Source organism: Telluria sp. LT2P34 (assembly GCF_059685915.1).
Window position 1 is genome coordinate 425,253 of the sequence record NZ_JCASIN010000001.1, and the last position, 17,363, is coordinate 442,615.

15 protein-coding genes are annotated in these 17,363 nt (G+C 65.2%); 4 read left to right on the top strand and 11 right to left on the bottom strand.

The window, feature by feature from the left end; genetic code table 11:
* Nucleotides 1–19: 19 nt before the first annotated feature.
* The 5 genes from AC56KZ_RS01900 to phaC form a co-directional block, all read right to left on the bottom strand.
* The gene (locus tag AC56KZ_RS01900) at nucleotides 20–2,176 is read right to left on the bottom strand and encodes a peptidase domain-containing ABC transporter (protein ID WP_497160439.1); all 2,157 of its coding nucleotides are present in this window, start codon (nucleotides 2,174–2,176) and stop codon (nucleotides 20–22) included.
* A gap of 243 nt (nucleotides 2,177–2,419) precedes the next feature.
* Complete coding sequence (locus AC56KZ_RS01905) at nucleotides 2,420–3,586, bottom strand: cystathionine beta-lyase (protein ID WP_497160440.1); 1,167 nt, start codon at nucleotides 3,584–3,586, stop codon at nucleotides 2,420–2,422.
* A gap of 5 nt (nucleotides 3,587–3,591) precedes the next feature.
* On the bottom strand, nucleotides 3,592–5,013 hold the full coding sequence (gene rimO, locus AC56KZ_RS01910; protein WP_497160441.1) for a 30S ribosomal protein S12 methylthiotransferase RimO: 1,422 nt from the start codon (nucleotides 5,011–5,013) through the stop codon (nucleotides 3,592–3,594).
* Nucleotides 5,014–5,159: 146 nt separating this feature from the next.
* The gene (gene phaR, locus AC56KZ_RS01915; protein ID WP_497160442.1) at nucleotides 5,160–5,729 is read right to left on the bottom strand and encodes a polyhydroxyalkanoate synthesis repressor PhaR; all 570 of its coding nucleotides are present in this window, start codon (nucleotides 5,727–5,729) and stop codon (nucleotides 5,160–5,162) included.
* 127 nt (nucleotides 5,730–5,856) lie between these two features.
* Nucleotides 5,857–7,686 (bottom strand): class I poly(R)-hydroxyalkanoic acid synthase, encoded by a 1,830-nt coding sequence (phaC, locus tag AC56KZ_RS01920; RefSeq protein WP_497160443.1) that lies wholly within the window; start codon nucleotides 7,684–7,686, stop codon nucleotides 5,857–5,859.
* A 44-nt stretch (nucleotides 7,687–7,730) separates the two neighbouring features.
* Between phaC and AC56KZ_RS01925 the strand changes: the two genes are divergently transcribed.
* Nucleotides 7,731–8,048 (top strand): hypothetical protein, encoded by a 318-nt coding sequence (locus tag AC56KZ_RS01925; RefSeq protein WP_497160444.1) that lies wholly within the window; start codon nucleotides 7,731–7,733, stop codon nucleotides 8,046–8,048.
* Nucleotides 8,049–8,073: 25 nt separating this feature from the next.
* On the opposite strand, the gene pgeF is transcribed toward AC56KZ_RS01925, so the two are convergent.
* Nucleotides 8,074–8,862 (bottom strand): peptidoglycan editing factor PgeF, encoded by a 789-nt coding sequence (gene pgeF, locus AC56KZ_RS01930; protein WP_497160445.1) that lies wholly within the window; start codon nucleotides 8,860–8,862, stop codon nucleotides 8,074–8,076.
* Complete coding sequence (locus AC56KZ_RS01935) at nucleotides 8,862–9,914, bottom strand: RluA family pseudouridine synthase (RefSeq protein WP_497160446.1); 1,053 nt, start codon at nucleotides 9,912–9,914, stop codon at nucleotides 8,862–8,864. Before AC56KZ_RS01935 ends, pgeF begins: the two co-directional genes overlap by 1 nt.
* Before the next feature lie 64 nt (nucleotides 9,915–9,978).
* On the opposite strand from AC56KZ_RS01935, the gene AC56KZ_RS01940 reads away from it, so the two are divergent.
* Nucleotides 9,979–10,785: an outer membrane protein assembly factor BamD gene (locus AC56KZ_RS01940; RefSeq protein WP_497160447.1), complete on the top strand. Its 807-nt coding sequence runs from the start codon at nucleotides 9,979–9,981 to the stop codon at nucleotides 10,783–10,785.
* Nucleotides 10,786–10,830: 45 nt separating this feature from the next.
* On the opposite strand, the gene yaaA is transcribed toward AC56KZ_RS01940, so the two are convergent.
* On the bottom strand, nucleotides 10,831–11,601 hold the full coding sequence (yaaA, locus tag AC56KZ_RS01945) for a peroxide stress protein YaaA (RefSeq protein ID WP_497160448.1): 771 nt from the start codon (nucleotides 11,599–11,601) through the stop codon (nucleotides 10,831–10,833).
* 56 nt (nucleotides 11,602–11,657) lie between these two features.
* Between yaaA and AC56KZ_RS01950 the strand changes: the two genes are divergently transcribed.
* Both AC56KZ_RS01950 and AC56KZ_RS01955 read left to right on the top strand, forming a co-directional pair.
* On the top strand, nucleotides 11,658–12,116 hold the full coding sequence (locus tag AC56KZ_RS01950) for a putative toxin-antitoxin system toxin component, PIN family (protein WP_497160449.1): 459 nt from the start codon (nucleotides 11,658–11,660) through the stop codon (nucleotides 12,114–12,116).
* Nucleotides 12,113–13,279: a pyridoxal phosphate-dependent aminotransferase gene (locus tag AC56KZ_RS01955; RefSeq protein WP_497160450.1), complete on the top strand. Its 1,167-nt coding sequence runs from the start codon at nucleotides 12,113–12,115 to the stop codon at nucleotides 13,277–13,279. The genes AC56KZ_RS01950 and AC56KZ_RS01955 overlap by 4 nt, the downstream gene beginning before the upstream one ends.
* Nucleotides 13,280–13,304: 25 nt before the next feature.
* Here the strand turns inward: AC56KZ_RS01955 and AC56KZ_RS01960 are convergent, their stop codons facing one another.
* From AC56KZ_RS01960 to mshL, 3 genes are read right to left on the bottom strand one after another with little or no spacing between them, the layout of a single operon-like run.
* Nucleotides 13,305–14,687: a tetratricopeptide repeat protein gene (locus AC56KZ_RS01960; protein ID WP_497160451.1), complete on the bottom strand. Its 1,383-nt coding sequence runs from the start codon at nucleotides 14,685–14,687 to the stop codon at nucleotides 13,305–13,307.
* Nucleotides 14,684–15,574 (bottom strand): ExeA family protein, encoded by an 891-nt coding sequence (locus AC56KZ_RS01965; protein WP_497160452.1) that lies wholly within the window; start codon nucleotides 15,572–15,574, stop codon nucleotides 14,684–14,686. Before AC56KZ_RS01965 ends, AC56KZ_RS01960 begins: the two co-directional genes overlap by 4 nt.
* Nucleotides 15,574–17,358 carry a pilus (MSHA type) biogenesis protein MshL gene (gene mshL, locus AC56KZ_RS01970; RefSeq protein WP_497160453.1) on the bottom strand — a complete coding sequence of 595 codons (1,785 nt, stop codon included), beginning with the start codon at nucleotides 17,356–17,358 and terminating at the stop codon, nucleotides 15,574–15,576. The genes AC56KZ_RS01965 and mshL overlap by 1 nt, the downstream gene beginning before the upstream one ends.
* Between the last annotated feature and the right edge of the window lie 5 nt (nucleotides 17,359–17,363).

Genomic DNA, 17,363 nt, shown 5'->3' on the forward strand with positions numbered 1-17,363 from the left:
GATTGAATCGGGGTTTGACTTAAGGATGGAGCCGTGCGGCCTGGGCCGGTGTCGACGGCGGCACGACCTGCATCTTGGGCGCCGCTTGCGCGGTCTTGTCGAAGCTGAAGACTTCGTCCACCTGGAGGCCGCGCGGGATCTGATGGGTAATGAAGACCATCGTGACCTTGCCCTTGAGCGAGTTCACGGTGCGGGCGAATTGCTCGGCGGTCGCCTGGTCGAGGTTGGAGACGGCTTCGTCGAAAATCAGGATGGCCGGCTTGCGCAGCAGGGCGCGGGCGATCGCCAGGCGCTGGCGCTGGCCGCCGGACAGGCCGGTGCCGCGCTCGCCGATTTCGGTCTGGTAGCCCTGCGGCAGCTTGTCGATGGTCTCGTGGATTTCGGCGGCCTTGCAGGCGGCGATCACGTCCTCGAAACTGGCGTGTGGGTAAGCCATCACCAGATTGTCGTAGATCGTGCCCGAAAACAGCACGGTTTCCTGCGGCACCACGCCGAACACGCCGCGCAGTTCGTTGGCGGCGAGGAAGCGGATGTCGCGCCCGTCGAGCTGGACCTGGCCGTCGCCCGGCTGGTAAAAGCCCAGCATCAGCTTGGCGAGCGTGCTCTTGCCGCAGCCCGACGGACCCATCAGGACGCTGAGGCGGCCCGGCTTGAAAGCGATGTTCAGGTTGCGGTACAGCCAGGGGTGGTGCTCGGAATAGCGGAAGGAGACATTCACCAGGTCCAGGGCGCCCAGGCTCTTGGCTTCGCGGCTGGGGATCAGGGCATACGGCTCGGCCGGCATGTCCATCATGTCGCCCAGGCGCTTCACCGCGATGTTCGCCTGCTGGAATTCCTGCCACAGGCCGGACAAGCGCAGCATCGGCTGGCTCATGCGGCCGGCAAACATCTGGAAGGCCACCAGCATGCCGACCGTGAAGCCGTCGTTGCCCATCACCAGCACGGCGCCGACCAGCAGGATCGACAGCGTCATCACCTGCTCCACCGCATTGGCGGCAACGTTATACGTATTGCCGATTTGCTTGGTGGAGAAACCGGCCGCCAGGTACTGGGCCAGCAGGTCGCTGTACTTGCGGTCGACGTCCGGCTCCATCTGCAGCGACTTGACGGTGCCCATGCCGGCCAGGTATTCGGTCAGGAAAGCCTGGTTGCGCGCGCCCAGCATGAACTGCTGGTTCAGGCGCTCTCGAAACAGCGGCGTCACCAGCACGCTCATCAGCGCGATCACGCCCAGCAGCCCGACCGCGATCAGCGACAGCTGCCAACTGTAGCTGAACATGACGGCCAAGAAGATCAGCAGGAAAGGCAGGTCGAGAATCAGGGTCACGGCGGCGCCGGAAATGAAGTCGCGGATCGTCTCGACGCCCTGCAGGCGCGCGACCAGGGTGCCGGTCGGGCGCTGCTCGAAATACGGCAGCGGCAGGCGCAGCATGTGGCGGAACACTTCGCTCCCCAGCACGGCATCGATGCGGTTACCTGTGTGCAGCACCAGGTATTGGCGCAGCCAGGTCATGACGGAGGTGAAGACCATGAACATCAGCAGGCCGACGCCGAGCACCAGCAGCGTGTTTTTGGTCTGGTGCACCACCACCTTATCGATGATGGCCTGGGTGAACAGCGGCGTAGCCAGGCCGACCAGCTGGATCGCCAGCGAAGCGAGCAGCACATCGCGCCAGATCCCCTTGTGTTTCAGCAGTTCGGGGACGAACCAGCCAAAGCCGAAGGGCTTTTTTTCCTGTGTGAAGCCGGCGATGTCCTCGTCATCCTTGCCGCCGACCTCCGGCTCCTTGCCGAACAGCAGGATGGTCGGGGCGAAGCGCAGGGCGGCGTCCTCGACCATGATCGATTCGGGGGTATCGCTGCCGGCACGGAAGACGCTCAGCACCTTGCCGTCGGTTTTCAGGACCAGGACCGGGGACGGGGTCGCTACTTCTCCTTCGGACCGGAGGAAAGCGATGGCGGGCAGCGGCAAACCCTGCCAGTCGATGCCGGCCAGTTCGCAGCTGCCGCTACGCATGCCGAGGCTGCGCGCCATCTCGTGGACGCTGCCGACACTGTAAGGTGGAGGGAACTGCTGGGCCACCAGGGCGCTGTCGAACGGAATGCGATACAGGCCGCACAGGCTCCCCAGAGCCCACAAGACTTCCTCACGTTGAAGCGTGTCGGTAAGCGACATAAACCGTTTTTTCCAGGTGTGTTTGAAGGGGCGCCGGGATGATCGATTCATCACCAGTATTTCCACATGGAAAAATTTTAGCATGCTTGTTGCCGCAAGGAAATGGAAAAGCGCAAAACTCGACCCGCTTTCAGGCAATCTGCGAGGGAACCGTGTTGTTCTTAATTAATTGTTGGAAGAAATGGACGAAAAAAAACCACCGCAGGGCGGTGGCATGGGTGCCGGTGTCGCGGTGGCGCCGCGCTAAGGCAGCTGGCCCAGGGCTTGCTCGATGTCGGCGATCAGATCATCCGGATCTTCCAGCCCGATATTGAAGCGCACCAGCACGCCCTTGCCCTGCCAGTCGCGGCGGATCGCCGACATCCGGTAAGGCATCACCAGGCTGTTCGCGCCGCCCCAGCTGTAGCCGAGGCCGAACAGCGCCAGGGCATCGACGAAGCGGTCGAGCTGCTCCTCGAGGTAGCGCTGGTCGAAAATCACCGAGAACAGGCCGCCGGCGCCCGAAAAATCGCGGCGCCAGGTGGCGTGGCCAGGGCAATCCTCGAAGGCGGGATGCAGCACCTTGGCGATTTCCGGGCGGCTCTTGAGCCAGGCGGCGACCTTGCGCGCGCCCCGGTCGTGCGCCTCGAAACGCAGTTTCATGGTCGGCAGGCCGCGCATCACCAGATAGGCGTCGTCGGCGCCAACGCCCATGCCGAGGCGCATGTGCGCCATGGCGAGCCGGTCGTGCACCGCACGCTCGCGCGTGATCAGCGCGCCCATCAGTACGTCCGAGCCGCCCGATTGGTATTTGGTCAGCGCATGCATGACGATGTCGACGCCGAGGTCGAAGCCGCGCAAGGCCAGCCCGGCCGACCAGGTATTGTCGAGCGCTACCAGCACCCCGCGCGCATGGGCGGCGGCGCAAATGGCCGGCAGATCCGGCACTTCCATCGAGACCGAACCAGGCGCCTCGGTCCAGATGAGTTTCGTATTCGGCTGGATCAGGTCGGCGATACCGGCCCCGACCAGCGGATCGTAGTAACGCGCGGTGATGCCGAAATCGTTCGTCAGCCAGCGCCCCAGCTCGCGGTTCGGGTTGTAGACATTGTCCGGCAGCAGGACGTCGTCGCCGGTCTTCAGCAGGGCGAAGTCGACCATCGCAATCGCCGCCAGGCCCGAGGGCGCCAGCAGGCAGTGCACGCCCCCTTCGATTTCGGCCAGGCGCGCTTCCAGCGTGAAAGTGGTCGGCGTGCCATGCAGGCCATAGGTATAGGCGGTCTTTTCCTTCCACTGCCCGGAGCGCATCGCCGCCACGTTCTCGAACAGCACGGTCGAGGCGTGGTGGATCGCCGGCGGATAGGCGGCAAAGCCGCCAGGGGCGGTGTAATCGGTGTGGACGATCGTCGTCTGGAGCGACTTCTTTGCCATGACTGTTACGCCAGGGTGGCCCACAGGTCGTGGGCGTCGGCCTTCGTCACGACCACGTCGGCGAACTGGCCCACGGCCAGCTTGCCCTTGCCCTGCACCAGCGAGCGCTTGATGTGGACCACGCCGTCGATTTCGGGCGCATCGGCGCTCGACCTGCCGATGGCTTCGCGCGGGCCGACTTCGTCGACCAGCACGCGGATCGTCTTGCCGACTTTCGCCTGCAGGCGTTTGAGCGAAATTTCTTCCTGGAGCAGCATGACGCGCGCGCGACGCTCTTCGCGCACTGCTTCCGGCACCGGATTGTCGAGCAGGTTGGCGGTCGCGCCCTCCACTGGCGAATAGGCAAAGCAGCCCAGGCGGTCGATCTGCGCTTCGCGCAGGAAGTCGAGCAGGTATTCGAACTCGGCTTCGGTCTCGCCCGGGAAGCCGGCGATGAAGGTGGAGCGGATCGTCAGGTCCGGGTTCATCGCGCGCCAGGCCAGGATGCGGTCGAGGTTCTTTTCGCCGCTGGCCGGGCGCTTCATGCGCTTGAGCACGTCCGGGTGGGCATGCTGCATCGGGATGTCCAGGTAAGGCAGGACGTGGCCGTCGCCCATCAGGGGAATGACCTGGTCGACGTGCGGGTAGGGATAGACATAGTGCAGGCGCACCCAGGCGTCGTACTGGCGCGCCAGCTGGCCCAGCGCTTCGGTCAGCTGGGTCATGTGGGTCTTGATCGGACGGCCGTTCCAGAATCCGACCCGGAATTTGACATCCACGCCGTAGGCGCTGGTGTCCTGCGAAATCACCAGCAATTCCTTGACGCCGGCCTTGAACAGGTTTTCCGCTTCCTTCAGCACGTCGTGGATCGGGCGCGAGACCAAATCGCCGCGCATCGACGGGATGATGCAGAAGCTGCAGCGGTGGTTGCAGCCTTCGGAAATCTTCAGGTAGGCGTAATGCTTGGGCGTGAGCTTCACGCCGTGGTCCGGCATCAGGTCGATGAAGGGGTTGTGCGTCATCGGCAGGTGCAGGTGTACCGACTCCATGACCTCGGCCATCGCATGCGGGCCGGTCACGGCCAGCACCTTCGGATGGACCTTGGTGATGATGTCTTCGCCGTCCGCATTCTTTTTCGCGCCCAGGCAACCGGTGACGATCACCTTGCCGTTCTCGGCCAGCGCCTCGCCGATGGCGTCGAGCGACTCTTGCACCGCAGCATCGATGAAGCCGCAGGTGTTGACGATGACGAGGTCGGCGCCGGCATAGGACTTGGCAGTCTGGTAGCCTTCCGCGCGCAGCTGGGTCAGGATCTGTTCCGAGTCGACCAGCGCCTTCGGACAGCCGAGCGAGACGAATCCGACCTTGGGGGCGGCGGCGATGGCAGCGGCGACTTCAGCAGGGTTGGCGGTAGTGACAGGTGCGGTATTGCGGCGGAGTTCGAGCATGGGCGGCGGGAGGCAAACATTCTGGGCAATCGGAGATTGTACCTGAAGCGGCGCTCGCGGGACACCCGAGGGGCGGTTTTGGCCGGGATGAGGGGCGGATGTACAACGCCCGGCGCGGGGCCGGGCGTGCAGATCGCCGATGGCGATTACTTCTTGTCGCCTGGCGTCGTCGTTCCCGGCGGCGGGAAGGGAAAGGCACTGAACAGCGCCTTGCTCTGGTTCTGCATCTGCTCCTGCATCTGCACGAACAGGTTCTTGCTCTGGTCGATGTAGTTGTTCATCATCCCCTGCATCATCGGTCCCTGCACATTCATGAACTGGGCCCACATTTCAGGGCTGAACGGCTTGCCTTCGACGGCGCCGGCAGCATTGCTGGTGAACTTGTTCTGGATGTCGGTAAACGCCTGCACGTTCTTTTCCAGGTAGGAACCCATCATGCCCTGCATCGCATGGCCGTAGTAACGAATGATCTGGGCCAGCACCACGCTGGTGAACATCGGTGCGCCGTTGGCTTCCTCTTCCAGGATGATCTGCAACAGGATGCTGCGCGTCAGGTCTTCGCTCGTCTTGGCATCGACCACGGTAAACGTGTCCGCTTCGAGGACCAGTTGCTTTACGTCCGTCAAGGTAATATAAGAACTTGTCTGGGTGTCGTAGAGGCGACGGTTCGGGTATTTCTTGATCAGGCGTTCGCTACTGTTTTTTCCACTACTCATCTCAAATTCCATAAAAAAGCCGGCGTTAGTCGCGTCAAGCCAGGCGCACCGCGCCCGACCGGACAAACCAACTAAAAATACCACGTTCGTTGCGCAGGTGCAGCAATTATTACGCTAGCCGGAGCGATCAGCTGCCGTCCGCGCGCACCTTCACATAGCGGCCCGGCGCCGGTTCTGTCGGCTGGTACTGTGCATTTCCGGGCTGGGCCGGGGCCGGCACTTCGGCGCCACCGTTTTCCTGCAGGAAGCGCGCCCATTCCGGCCACCAGCTGCCCTTGCGCTCTTCAGCGCCGGCAATCCAGTCCTCGGCCGACAAGGGCGCGGCCTTGGCAACCTTCTCGCCCTTGCCCTTCTTGCCGCCCTTTTCGTTCCTGTCGTTCTTTTCCACCCCGTCGTTGACCCAGTGGCTGCGCTTGTTTTTCGCGGCCGGATTGATCACCCCGGCAATGTGGCCGGAAGCGCCCAGCACGAACCGGTTCGCACCGGCCTTGCCGGGATTGAGCAGATTCATCGACGCGTAGGCGGCCTGCCAGGGCACGATATGGTCTTCCTTCGAGCCGTAGATGAAGACCGGGGCGTCGATACGGCCGAGGTCGACCGGCACGCCGCACACGGTCAGCGCGCCCGGTACTTTCAGCTTGTCCTCGAGATAGGTATTCCTCAGGTACCAGCAGAACATCGGGCCCGGCAGGTTGGTGCTGTCGGCATTCCAGTACAGCAGGTCGAAGGCTGGCGGCGCCTTGCCCTTCAGGTAATTTTGCTGGACATAGTTCCACACCAGGTCGTTCGGGCGCAGGGCCGAAAACGTCGTCGCCAGGTCGCCGCCCGGCAGGATGCCGCCCTTGGCCAGCTTTTGCTCGCGCTGCGCCACCTGGCTCTCGTCGATGAACACCTCGAGCACGCCGGTGTCGGAGAAATCGAGCAGGGCCGTAAGCAGGGTCAGGCTGGCAGCCGGCTGGCGCTCGCGCGCGGCCAGTACCGACAGCGCGGTGGCGGCGATGGTGCCGCCGACGCAAAAACCGAAGACATGCACTTTGTCCTGGCCGCTGATCGATTTGGCCAAGCCTTGGGCGACGTCGATCGCTTCGATCGCGCCGCGCTCGACGTAGTCATCCCAGGTCACCTGGCCCATCGATGCGTCGGGATTGCGCCACGACACCATGAATACCGTATTGCCCTGCCCGACAACGTAACGCACCAGCGAATTATCCGGCTGCAGGTCGAGGATGTAGAATTTGTTGATGCATGGCGGAATCATCAGCAGCGGCACGGCGCGCACATTCGGCGTTGCCGGGCTGTACTGGATCAGCTGGAACAGCTCGTTTTCGTAAACGACGTGGCCGGGCGCGGTGCCGACGTTCACGCCGACTTCGAAGGCCGATTCGTCGGACTGCGAAATGCGGCCTTTCTGCATGTCGGCCAGCATGTTCTGCAAGCCCTTGCTCAGGCTTTCGCCCTTGGTCTCGATCAGCTTGGCCTGGACTTCCGGGTTCGTTGCGAGGAAGTTGGCAGGCGACATCGCATCGACCATCTGCTGCACCGCGAAACGGATTTTCTGGCGTTCGCGCGGAGCGGCCTCGACCGCATCGGCCAGGGCCAGCATGAATTCGCCGTTCAGCAGGTAGGATGCGGCGGTGAAAGCGGAGAACGGGCTGGCCGTCCACTCGGAACTGGTGAAGCGCTTGTCGTGCAGTTCCGGGGACTTGCCGGACATGAAGTCCTGCCACAGGCGGCCGGCTTTTTGCAGGTAGTCCTGGCGCAATGCGTCGAGCCTGCCCTGGGACACGGTCACCCCAAGTTCCTTGAACACGCCGGCGAGCGGGTTGGCGGCGCCGACATGGACCGCGGCGTCCGAGCCGGGAGCGACGGAAGGCGTCGCCCAGGATTGCCAGGCGGTCGGGTTGGCGAGCTGGTTCATCCAGGTGGCGGCGAAAGCTTGGGGGTCGGGCATGTTCATGTCGGCGTGCCTTGTTAGAATCGGGTTGTCAACCGGAGAAAAGCATGTGGATTGTTGCAATTGGCTGGATTTATGTCGTCGTCCTGATGGCCGCAACGGAAACATCCGTCACGGCAGGTGTGATGACATTTTTAATTTACTGCATGATACCCCTGTCCATACTTTTTTACCTCACCGGTTCGAAGCGGCGCCGTGCAAGGCGCATGGCGGCGCAGCCGGCCGCCACGGCCGGCGAGCACACGCCAATGACGCCTGCCAGCGTGACGCCGTCGAAAAAAGCCTGCGATGGCCCCGGGGGCAATGACGCCGGCTGCGATGGCAGCGACGGTGGCGGCGATGGTGGCGGTGGCGGCGGGGACTAGAAAGTATTGATGACGCCGGGCGGCGTCATTTGAGCCAGATCAAACTTGCCTGGCGCCCCGTCACGCCATCGCGGCGGTACGAGTAAAAGCGGTCGCGCTCGACGGCCGTGCAGCGCAGGCCGCCGGCCACGCTGGCCACGCCATCCTGCGCCAGCATCAGGCGCGCCAGGGCGAACATGTCGGCCGTGTACTTGGCGCCGCGCTCGGGATGGCGGGTAAAAGCGAAACCGACGTCGTGGCCGGGTAGCGCCCGGGCGAAACTGTCGTAGACATCCTGCCCGACTTCGAAGGCGGTCGGCCCGATGGCCGGTCCCATCCAGGCAGTGATCTCGCTGGCGCCGGCGCTGCGCATCGCCGCCACGGTCTGGCCCAGCACGCCGCCGGCCAGGCCGCGCCAGCCGGCATGCGCAGCGCCGACGACCTTGCCGTCCAGGTCGGCAAACAGCACCGGCAAACAGTCGGCCGTCAGGATGGCGCAGACCACGCCGGGGGCGACCGCGATGCTGGCGTCTCCGGTGCGGGTCGGCTGGCCGGGGCCAACCGTGGACGCGTCGACCACGTCCGCGCCGTGTACCTGGGCGATCCAGGCGGGCCGGCCCGGCAAGTGCGCCTGCAGGCGCGCCCGGTTTTCCGCGACGGCGGCCGCGTCGTCGCCGACGTGCAGGCCGAGATTCAAGCCACCCCCGCCCTGCCCGTCGTCCCAGGGCGCGTTCGACACCCCGCCGCGGCGCGTGGTGGCGAGCGCGCCGATGTTGGATGGGGCGTCGGGCCAGTCGGGAAACACCAGCCAGGCGCGGTCCACGCCCTTGTCCATCAGACCGCTTCCGGTTCCGGAATGCCGGCGCGTGCGATCAGCTCGGCGAAATCGTCGGCCAACGGCACCACCCACTCGCAGGCTTCGCCCGTTTCCGGGTGCACCAGGCCAAGCCGGCGCGCCTGCAGCGCCTGGCGGTGGAAGATCGGATTCAGGTGGGTCTTGCCGTAAGTGGCGTCGCCCACCAGGCCGTAGCCGATCGACAGCATGTGCACGCGGATCTGGTGGGTACGGCCGGTCTCCAGGCGGCACTGCACCAGGCTCACCGGACGGCGGTCGATCGAGCCTTCCGCCAGGCGCGTGTAGTGGGTGATCGCCGGCTTGGCGCCCAGGCTGCTCGAGACCGCCATCTTGATGCGGTCCTTCGGGTGCCGTCCCATCGGCGCGTCGATGGTGCCCGACAGCTGGGGCGTGCCCCAGACCAGGCAGAAGTATTCGCGCTTGACCGTGCGCGCCTGCAGCTGGCGCACGAGGTCGGTCTGGGCGGCCAGCGTCTTGCCGACGACCATCAGGCCGCTGGTGTCCTTGTCGAGGCGGTGCACGATGCCCGCGCGCGGCACCGAGGCCAGTTGCGGGGCATGGTGCAGCAGGCCGTTGAGCAGCGTGCCGGTCCAGTTGCCGGCGCCGGGGTGCACCACCAGGCCGGCCGGCTTGTTGACGACCAGGATATGCTCGTCTTCAAAGATAATATTCAGAGCGATGGCTTCGGAAGCGAAGGCGGTATCCTCGGGCGCCGGCTGGGGCGAGACGACGATGGTTTCGTCGCCATAGGCCGTATCCTTGCCGCGCGCCGGCTTGCCGTCGACCAGCACATTGCCCTGGTCGAACCACATCTGCAGGCGGCTGCGCGAAAACTGCGGCACCAGGCCTGCCACGACCTTGTCGAGGCGCTGGCCGCAGGCTTCTTCGCCGAGGCGTAAAGTAATCGGGGAAAGGTCAATGCCCGTGGGCAGGAGGAGGTCCGGAAAATCGGAAGACTCGGCAACGATTTCATCGTCGAAATCGGCATCCAGGGGCAAATCCGCCGAATTCGGCGCGGTTGTTAATATCACGTCAGTCCCATCGGCTATAATCAGCCGTTCGTTGAATCTCGGTAAAACTTTTCTGCAAAAAGCTATGCAAAAAAAACTGTTGGTGGTGGTTGCTACAAGTGTCCTGCTCGGCCTGTCCGGCTGCGGCATCCTGCCGGACCGTGAAGACGAGACCAAGAAGTGGTCAGCGGAGAAATTATACGCTGAGGCACGTGGGGAGATGAGCTCCGGTCAATATGCGCAGGCCATCACGCTCTTCCAGCGCCTCGAATCGAATTATCCGTTCGGCACCTACGCCACCCAGGCGCAGATGGAGATCGCCTACGCCCATTATAAGGCGCAGGACCAGGCCGAGGCGATGGCCGCGGTGGAACGCTTCATCAAGCTGCACCCGAATCATCCCCAGGTGGACTATATGTACTACCTGCGCGGCCTGGTCAACTTCAACGACCAGATCGGTTTCCTGAGCGTGATCTACTCCCAGGACCCGACCGAACGCGACCCGAAAGCCACGCGCGAAGCCTTCGCCGCGTTCAAGGCCCTGGTCGACAAGTTCCCGAACAGCAAATACGCGCCTGACGCCATCGCGCGCATGAATTACCTGATCAATGCGATGGCCGCCTATGAAGTGCACGTGGCGAACTACTACTACCGCCGCGGCGCCTACCTGGCCGCCGTCAACCGTGCGCAGAACGCCGTGGGCGAATACCCGCAGTCGCCGTCGCGCGAAGAGGCGCTGTTCATCATGATCCGCTCCTATGACAAGCTCGGCAACCTCGCGCTGCGCGACGATGCCCAGCGTGTCTTCGCGATGAATTATCCGAACAGCCGCTTCACCAACCCGAATGCCGCCGGCAGCGCTTCGTGGTGGAAGTTCTGGGCGAAAAAATAAGGCTTTCGGGTGGGCGGCTTCGCCGTCTGCCCGGGCTCGTCCGTTCTACAGCGCGACTTTCCGCCTGAATACCCAGCGCCGCTCGCTCGACTCTCCCGCCACGTATCCATAGCCGTCCCCATCGAATTGCTTCAGGGCTTGCGGGTCCGTGATGCCGTTGCGGATGGCGTAGCGCGCCATCATTCCCCGTGCACGCTTGGCAAAGAACGAGATGATCTTGTACTTGCCGCTCTTCCAATCCTCGAACACCGGGGTGACGATTGGCGCCGCCAGCAGCTTGGGCTTGACCGATTTGAAGTATTCTTCCGAGGCCAGGTTGACCAGCGTCGACGCGCCGGCCGCTGCCAGGTCGGTGTTCAATGCCTGGGTAATCGTTTCGCCCCAGAAGCTGTACAAGTCCTTGCCGCCGGGGTTAGCCAGCCGCGTGCCCATCTCCAGGCGGTAAGGATGGATCAGCTCGAACGGGCGCAGCAGGCCGTACAGGCCCGACAGGATGCGCAGGCGGCCGGCCGCGAAATCGAGCGCGGCGGCATCCAGGCTGCGCGCATCGAGCCCGGCATACACGTCGCCATTGAAGGCCATCAGCGCCGGGTGGCCTTCGCCGTGTTCCAGCGTCCAGCTCGCGTAACGGCCGACGTTGAGCACCGCGAGCGGATCGGAAATGCGCATCAGTTCTGCCACCTGGCCGGGCGACAGGTCGCGCAGCACGCCAATCAGTTGCGCGGCGCGCCCGGCGAAGCGCGGCGGCGTATGCTCCATGGCGGGAAACGGGGTGTCGAGGTCGAGCGATTTGGCGGGCGATAAGACAATCAGCATAGATACTTGGAACAGTCAGCGGTATTTAATTCACTTAGCATATTAAAATTTCCCACATGATACTCGCTTCCCCTTCCGCTTGTGCCGGCCCGGTCGTCATCGACACCAATGTCTGCCTCGACCTGTTCGTCTTCCACGACCCGCGCTGGGACAGCCTGTTGCGAGCCCTCGAAAGCGCGCAATTGCGGGCTGTCACGCGAGCCGACTGCCGCGACGAATACCTGGCCGTGCTGCGCTACCCCCACCTGCCGCTCGACGACGAGCGGCGCGCACTGGCGGCGCAGCGTTTCGACGACCTGATCGCGGTCGTGGCGCCGGACAGCAAACCGATCCGGCTGCCCGTCTGCAGCGACCGCGACGACCAGAAATTCCTCGAACTGGCGCGCGACGCCGGCGCCGCAGTCCTGATCACCAAGGACAAGGCCCTGCTGAAACTCGGCCGCAAGACGCTCCAGGGCGGGCTGTTCCGGATCATGCTTCCCGAAGCCTGGGTGAAGGCGGTACCCGCACCATGAGCACTTTTACGTCCCCTGCCCTCCATTCGCGCCTGCCCGCGGTCGGCACCAACGTCTTTTCCGCCATGTCGGCCCTGGCCAGCCAGCACGGGGCCGTCAACCTCGGCCAGGGCTTCCCCGATTTCGGCTGCGAGCCGCGCCTGCTCGACTACGTGAACGAGGCCATGCGCGCCGGCCACAACCAGTATCCCCTGATGACGGGCGTGCCGGCGCTGCGCGCGGCGATCGGCGCCAAGATTGCCCGGCTCTACGGCCACAACTACGACCTCGATCGCGAGATCACCGTCACCGCCGGCGCCACCCAGGCGCTCACCACGGCCATCCTGTGCTGCATGCACCCGGGCGACGAGGCTATCGTCATCGAACCGGCCTACGACAGCTATGCGCCGGCGATCGCGGTGGCCGGCGGCACCATGGTGCCGGTGGCCATGAGCGTGGGCGAGCACGGCTACAGCCTGCCCTGGCAGCAGGTGGCCGCCGCGGTGACGGCGCGCACGCGGCTGATCGTCATCAACTCGCCGCACAACCCGACCGGCTCGATCCTGCGCCGCGCCGACCTCGACCAGCTCGCCGCCATCGTCGACGGTACCGGCATCCTGGTGCTGTCGGACGAGGTGTACGAGCACATGGTCTACGACGGGCAGCAGCACGTGTCAGTCGCCAGCCACCCGCAACTGGTGGAGCGGGCTTTCGTGGTCTCGAGTTTCGGCAAGACTTACCATGTGACGGGCTGGAAAGTCGGCTACGTGACGGCCCCGGCCGCGCTGAGCGCCGAGTTCCGCAAGGTGCACCAGTACAATGTTTTTACCGTCAACACGCCGATGCAACACGGTCTCGCGCGCTACATGGCCGATCCCGCGCCTTACCAGGAGCTGCCGGCCTTCTACCAGAGGAAGCGCGATCTGTTTCGCGCCGGGCTCGCCGTCACCCGCCTGCGCCCGCTGCCCGCGGACGGCACCTATTTCCAGTGCGTTGCATATGAGGGTCTCTCCAGCCTGCCGGAAGCGCAGTTCGCAGAATGGCTGACGACTGAATGCAAGGTTGCGGCGATTCCGGTGTCGGCCTTCTACCGCGACGCCAGGGAGTCGGGGATCGTGCGCTTTTGCTTCGCCAAGGAAGACGCCACCCTGGAGCTGGCGCTCGAGCGCTTGAAGAAACTGTAAAACGAAGTCGTCGTACGCGCCGCTGTCAGCGCGCCAGTTGCGCGATCTTGCGCTCGACAAAGCCTTGCAGCTCGCCCGACAGGGTGCCGAGCGTCCTGGCCTGGCGGAAGGCCTCGAGCGCCTCGGCGTTGCGCTTGTCCGCCTGCAGCGACATTCCCAGCCCCATCCACCACACGGCATTCCCGGGCACGCTGCGCAGCGCCGCCTGGTATTGCTCGACCGCTTCGCCATGGCGTGACTGGCGCGCCAGGGCGCCGGCCAGAAAGGCGTGGTAGTCGCCATTGCCCGTCGCATAAGGCAGGGTGCGCAGCAGCGTCTCGATCCCGCTTCTGCCGCGCTCGATCTGCAGGCGCGCCAGCAGCATCGCCAGCGCCGGCTGGCGCGGATCCAGGCCGAGGGCCTGCTGCAGCTGAAGCACGGCTTCATCGCCCCGGTTGTTTTCGATCAGCAGGCTGACCAGGGTCTGGCGCGCCGCCTCGTGCGCCGGCTGGGCGCGCAAGGTCGCCTGCAGGCCGGCAATCGCCTCGCCGACGCGGCCGTCCTGCAAGGCCGCCAGCGCCGCGCGGTAACTGTTTTCCGCGCCCTGCGCATTGGTTTCGACACGGCCCTGCGCCCTGGCGCCGGCCGGCCTGGCGCTTGCGGCGGAAGTGGAAGCGGGTGCGGCGGCGGCCAGCGGGGCGGCGGCAGCGCCGCCGGCTTCTTCCCTGCGTTTCAAGGCGGCGACGAAGGCCGCGTCGGCTTGCGTGCGCGCGGCTGCGCGTGCCTGCTGTGCGCGCAGGCGTTCGCCGGCGGCGGCGCGCTCGCCGGGCGGCAGCGCCGCGATGCGCGCTTCCTCGGCACGCCAGCGCGCCGCCAGCCGCAATTCCTCGGCACGGGCACGCTCGCTGGCGACGGCCCAGGTCGTCGTCGTCGCCGCCAGCTGCGCCTCGGTCGGTCCGGGCGCCGCTGCGATGGGCAGCGGCGCCCTCGGCGCGACGGCAGCTTGCCGGGCGGCGGGCGCTGGTTTTTCGGGCTGCGCTTCCTCGACAGGCTTGCTGTCGGCGCGCACCGGGGGTGTGGCGACCTCGGCGACGGTGACTGGCTCCGCATCTGGCTGCGGCGGCGTGGCCGGCAAGGCGACCGGCGCCGCTATTGGCGCCACCACAGGCGCCACCACTGGCGCCGCCACTGCCACCGGCGCCGGCACGGCCACTGGCTGCGCATCATAGGTTTTACCCTTGAGCGGCAGCAGCACCCAGGCGCTTGCGCCGAGCGCCAGCACCAGCAGCGCCGCCGTGATGGCCGCGATGCGCCGCACCGGCGGGCGCCGTGTATCGAGCACCACCGGCTTGACCTCGAGCGGCACGCCGCCGTCGCGCGGACCGCCGCGCGCGTCGAGATCCTGCAGCATTTTATTAATCAGGCTCATCGTGCAAATATCCACGCAAGTGCGGCGCTGACCCCCGTCAGGGCGCCCAGGCCGGCCAGCCACGGCCAGATACGCGGCTTGAGCGCCATGGTATCGCGGATGGCGGCGCCGACGTGGTCGGCGCGTACCAGCTGCTTGCCTTCGCCGTAGCACAGCATCAGGGCCTTGTTCGCCAGGATGTTGACCAGGCGCGGGATGCCGCCGCTGGCGCGGTACAGCTGCTTGATGGCGCCGTTCGAAAACAGGCGCGCCCCGCCATAGCCGGCCACCCGCAGCCGATGGGCCACGTAAAAGTCCAGGTCGTCGCGGCTGAGGGGGCCGAGGTGGTAGTGAAAGGTGATGCGCTGGGCGAGCTGGCGGATCGACTCGAGTTCGAGCTTGCGGTTCAGTTCGGGCTGGCCGAAGAGCACGATCTGCAGCAGCTTGCGCTTTTCGGTTTCCAGGTTGGTCAGCAGGCGCAGCGCTTCCAGGGTCTCGACCGGTATCGCCTGGGCCTCGTCCAGGCAGAGCACGACCTGCTTGCCAACGCCTGCCAGCTCGAGCAGGCGCTCGGTCAGCGCTTTGAGCATCTGGTGCTGGGCAACGTACTTGTCGAGCTCCAGTTCGAGTTCGTCGGCCAGCGCCAGCATCAGGGTGCGCGGCTCGAGGAAAGGGTTCGGGATATAGGCCGTGACGAAGCCCTCGCCCAGGGACGCCATGAACTTGCGGCACAACAGTGTTTTACCGGTGCCGACTTCGCCGGTGATCTTGATGAAGCCTTCGCCGCTCCTGGCCGCGATCAGCAGCGTATTGAGCGCTTCCTGCGAGCGCGGACTGCCGAAAAAGAAACTCGTGTCCGGCGTAATGCCGAACGGCAGTTCGCGCAGGCCGAAGTGCTCTGCGTACATTACTTGCGCTCCAGGGTGCGCGGATCGAGCCCCTCGATGCGGCGCGTTGCATCGAGCAGGTCCTGGCTCCAGTTGTTGCTGCTGTCGACAATCGTCGGCTTGATCAGCACCACCAGTTCGCGCTTCTGGTTGACCTTGTTCTTGTTGCGAAACAGCGCGCCCAGCACCGGCAGGCGGCCGGCGCCCGGCAGCCCGCTGGTGTCGTCGGTGGCCGCCTGGCGCATCAGGCCGCCGATCGCCACCACCTGGCCGTCGCGCCCGCGCACGATGCTGTCGAGTTCCGAGGTCGACGAGGCCGCCAGCGGCAGCGTCAGCGAACCGGCCGAACCGAGGTCGATGCCCTTGGTGATGGTTGTCACCTGGCTGACCGAGGGGTGCACGTGCAGCAGGATGTTGCCCTTTTCGTCGATCTGCGGGGTGACGTCGAGCACCACGCCCGAGAAGAAGGGTTGCAGCGTGACGCTGGGGGTCACCACATTGCCGGCGGCGCTGGAACTGGTGGTGGTGGTCACGCCGGTGACGAAGAACTCGTCGGTGCCGATCTTCAGCACGGCCTTCTGGTTGTTGACGGCCGCGATGCGCGGGCTCGACAGCACATGCACGCTGCCCTGCTGCTCGAGCAGGGTGATCAGCGCCGCGAAATTATTCGTCTGGAAGGCAAAGCCGAACAGGGCGCCGGCGGCATTCGCCGCATTCGACAGCGAGAAGCCGGTACTGGCGGCCAGGCCCTTGCCGTTCGCGATCGCGGGCGGCTGGCCGCCGTTGAAGGGCAGCGGCGCCAGGTTCGCGCCCGGTGCGATGAGGCCGGTCGAGACGCGGTTCGAGCTCGAACTGCCGAGCGCCGAGAAGCTGGCCCAGTTGATGCCGCTCTGGAACTGGTCGTTCAGCTCGACTTCGAGGATTTTCGCTTCCAGGATGACCTGGCGGTCGACCGAGAGCTGGGTCGCCTTCAGGTACATGTCGACATTGCGCAGCTCGTCGGGCATGGCGCGGATCACGAGTACGCCCGACTGCGGGCTGACCACGACATTGCGCCCGCCTTCTTTTGAGCCGACGATGGTCTCGATCGAGGCCTTCAGGTCGACCCAGAAATCGTTGCTCGACAAGGTGTTGACGTCGGTGCTGTCGCCCTGGCTGCCGTTGTTGCCGTTGTTGCCGCCGCCGTTGTTTCCATTGTTGCCGTTATTCGGCGAATTTTGATTCTGCTGGCCGGTCTGCTGGCCGCCGCCGCCGTTATTGTTGGCGCCGGCGTTCGCCACCGAGGTCGAGGTCACGCGCAGGTTGGAGGAACCGCGCCGGCTGCCGACCAGGTAATTCACATGGAACATGCGGGTCTGCATCGTCAGCGGCCGGATCGTGATCCGGGTGCCGTCGACCTTGTAATCGTAGCCGTAGAGCTCGCGCACCGCTTCCAGGGTCTCGAGCAGGGTCACGTCCTTCAGGTTGGCGCTGATGTTGCCGCTGACCTCAGGATGGACCAGCATGTTGTAGCGGGTGCCGGCAACGATCGAGCGGAAGAACTGCTGCGCCGGCACGTTGTTGAAGGAGACGTTGAAACGTTCCTCGAGCGCGGGCCGGGCTTTCGGCAATTCGCGCGCCAGGCTGCTCGCTTGCGGCAGCAGCGCATTCGCGACCGCCTCCTCGGCCGGCGCGCCGCGGCCGGCGGCGCTGGCCGTCGCCACCTCGCGCTTGATGGTGTCGTAGGTAGCGTGCGGCGGCGTGTTCTGGCAACCGGCCAGCAGCGCGCAGGCAAGGGCGATTGCAAGAAGAGGGAGTGGTCGCATGGCTG

Coding starts and splice junctions, on each gene's coding strand:
- AC56KZ_RS01900 (WP_497160439.1), bottom strand. CDS start 2,176: ATGTCGCTTACCGACACGCTTCAACGTGAGGAAGTCTTGTGGGCTCTG.
- AC56KZ_RS01905 (WP_497160440.1), bottom strand. CDS start 3,586: ATGGCAAAGAAGTCGCTCCAGACGACGATCGTCCACACCGATTACACC.
- rimO (WP_497160441.1), bottom strand. CDS start 5,013: ATGCTCGAACTCCGCCGCAATACCGCACCTGTCACTACCGCCAACCCT.
- phaR (WP_497160442.1), bottom strand. CDS start 5,729: ATGAGTAGTGGAAAAAACAGTAGCGAACGCCTGATCAAGAAATACCCG.
- phaC (WP_497160443.1), bottom strand. CDS start 7,686: ATGAACATGCCCGACCCCCAAGCTTTCGCCGCCACCTGGATGAACCAG.
- AC56KZ_RS01925 (WP_497160444.1), top strand. CDS start 7,731: ATGTGGATTGTTGCAATTGGCTGGATTTATGTCGTCGTCCTGATGGCC.
- pgeF (WP_497160445.1), bottom strand. CDS start 8,862: ATGGACAAGGGCGTGGACCGCGCCTGGCTGGTGTTTCCCGACTGGCCC.
- AC56KZ_RS01940 (WP_497160447.1), top strand. CDS start 9,979: ATGCAAAAAAAACTGTTGGTGGTGGTTGCTACAAGTGTCCTGCTCGGC.
- yaaA (WP_497160448.1), bottom strand. CDS start 11,601: ATGCTGATTGTCTTATCGCCCGCCAAATCGCTCGACCTCGACACCCCG.
- AC56KZ_RS01950 (WP_497160449.1), top strand. CDS start 11,658: ATGATACTCGCTTCCCCTTCCGCTTGTGCCGGCCCGGTCGTCATCGAC.
- AC56KZ_RS01955 (WP_497160450.1), top strand. CDS start 12,113: ATGAGCACTTTTACGTCCCCTGCCCTCCATTCGCGCCTGCCCGCGGTC.
- AC56KZ_RS01960 (WP_497160451.1), bottom strand. CDS start 14,687: ATGAGCCTGATTAATAAAATGCTGCAGGATCTCGACGCGCGCGGCGGT.
- AC56KZ_RS01965 (WP_497160452.1), bottom strand. CDS start 15,574: ATGTACGCAGAGCACTTCGGCCTGCGCGAACTGCCGTTCGGCATTACG.
- mshL (WP_497160453.1), bottom strand. CDS start 17,358: ATGCGACCACTCCCTCTTCTTGCAATCGCCCTTGCCTGCGCGCTGCTG.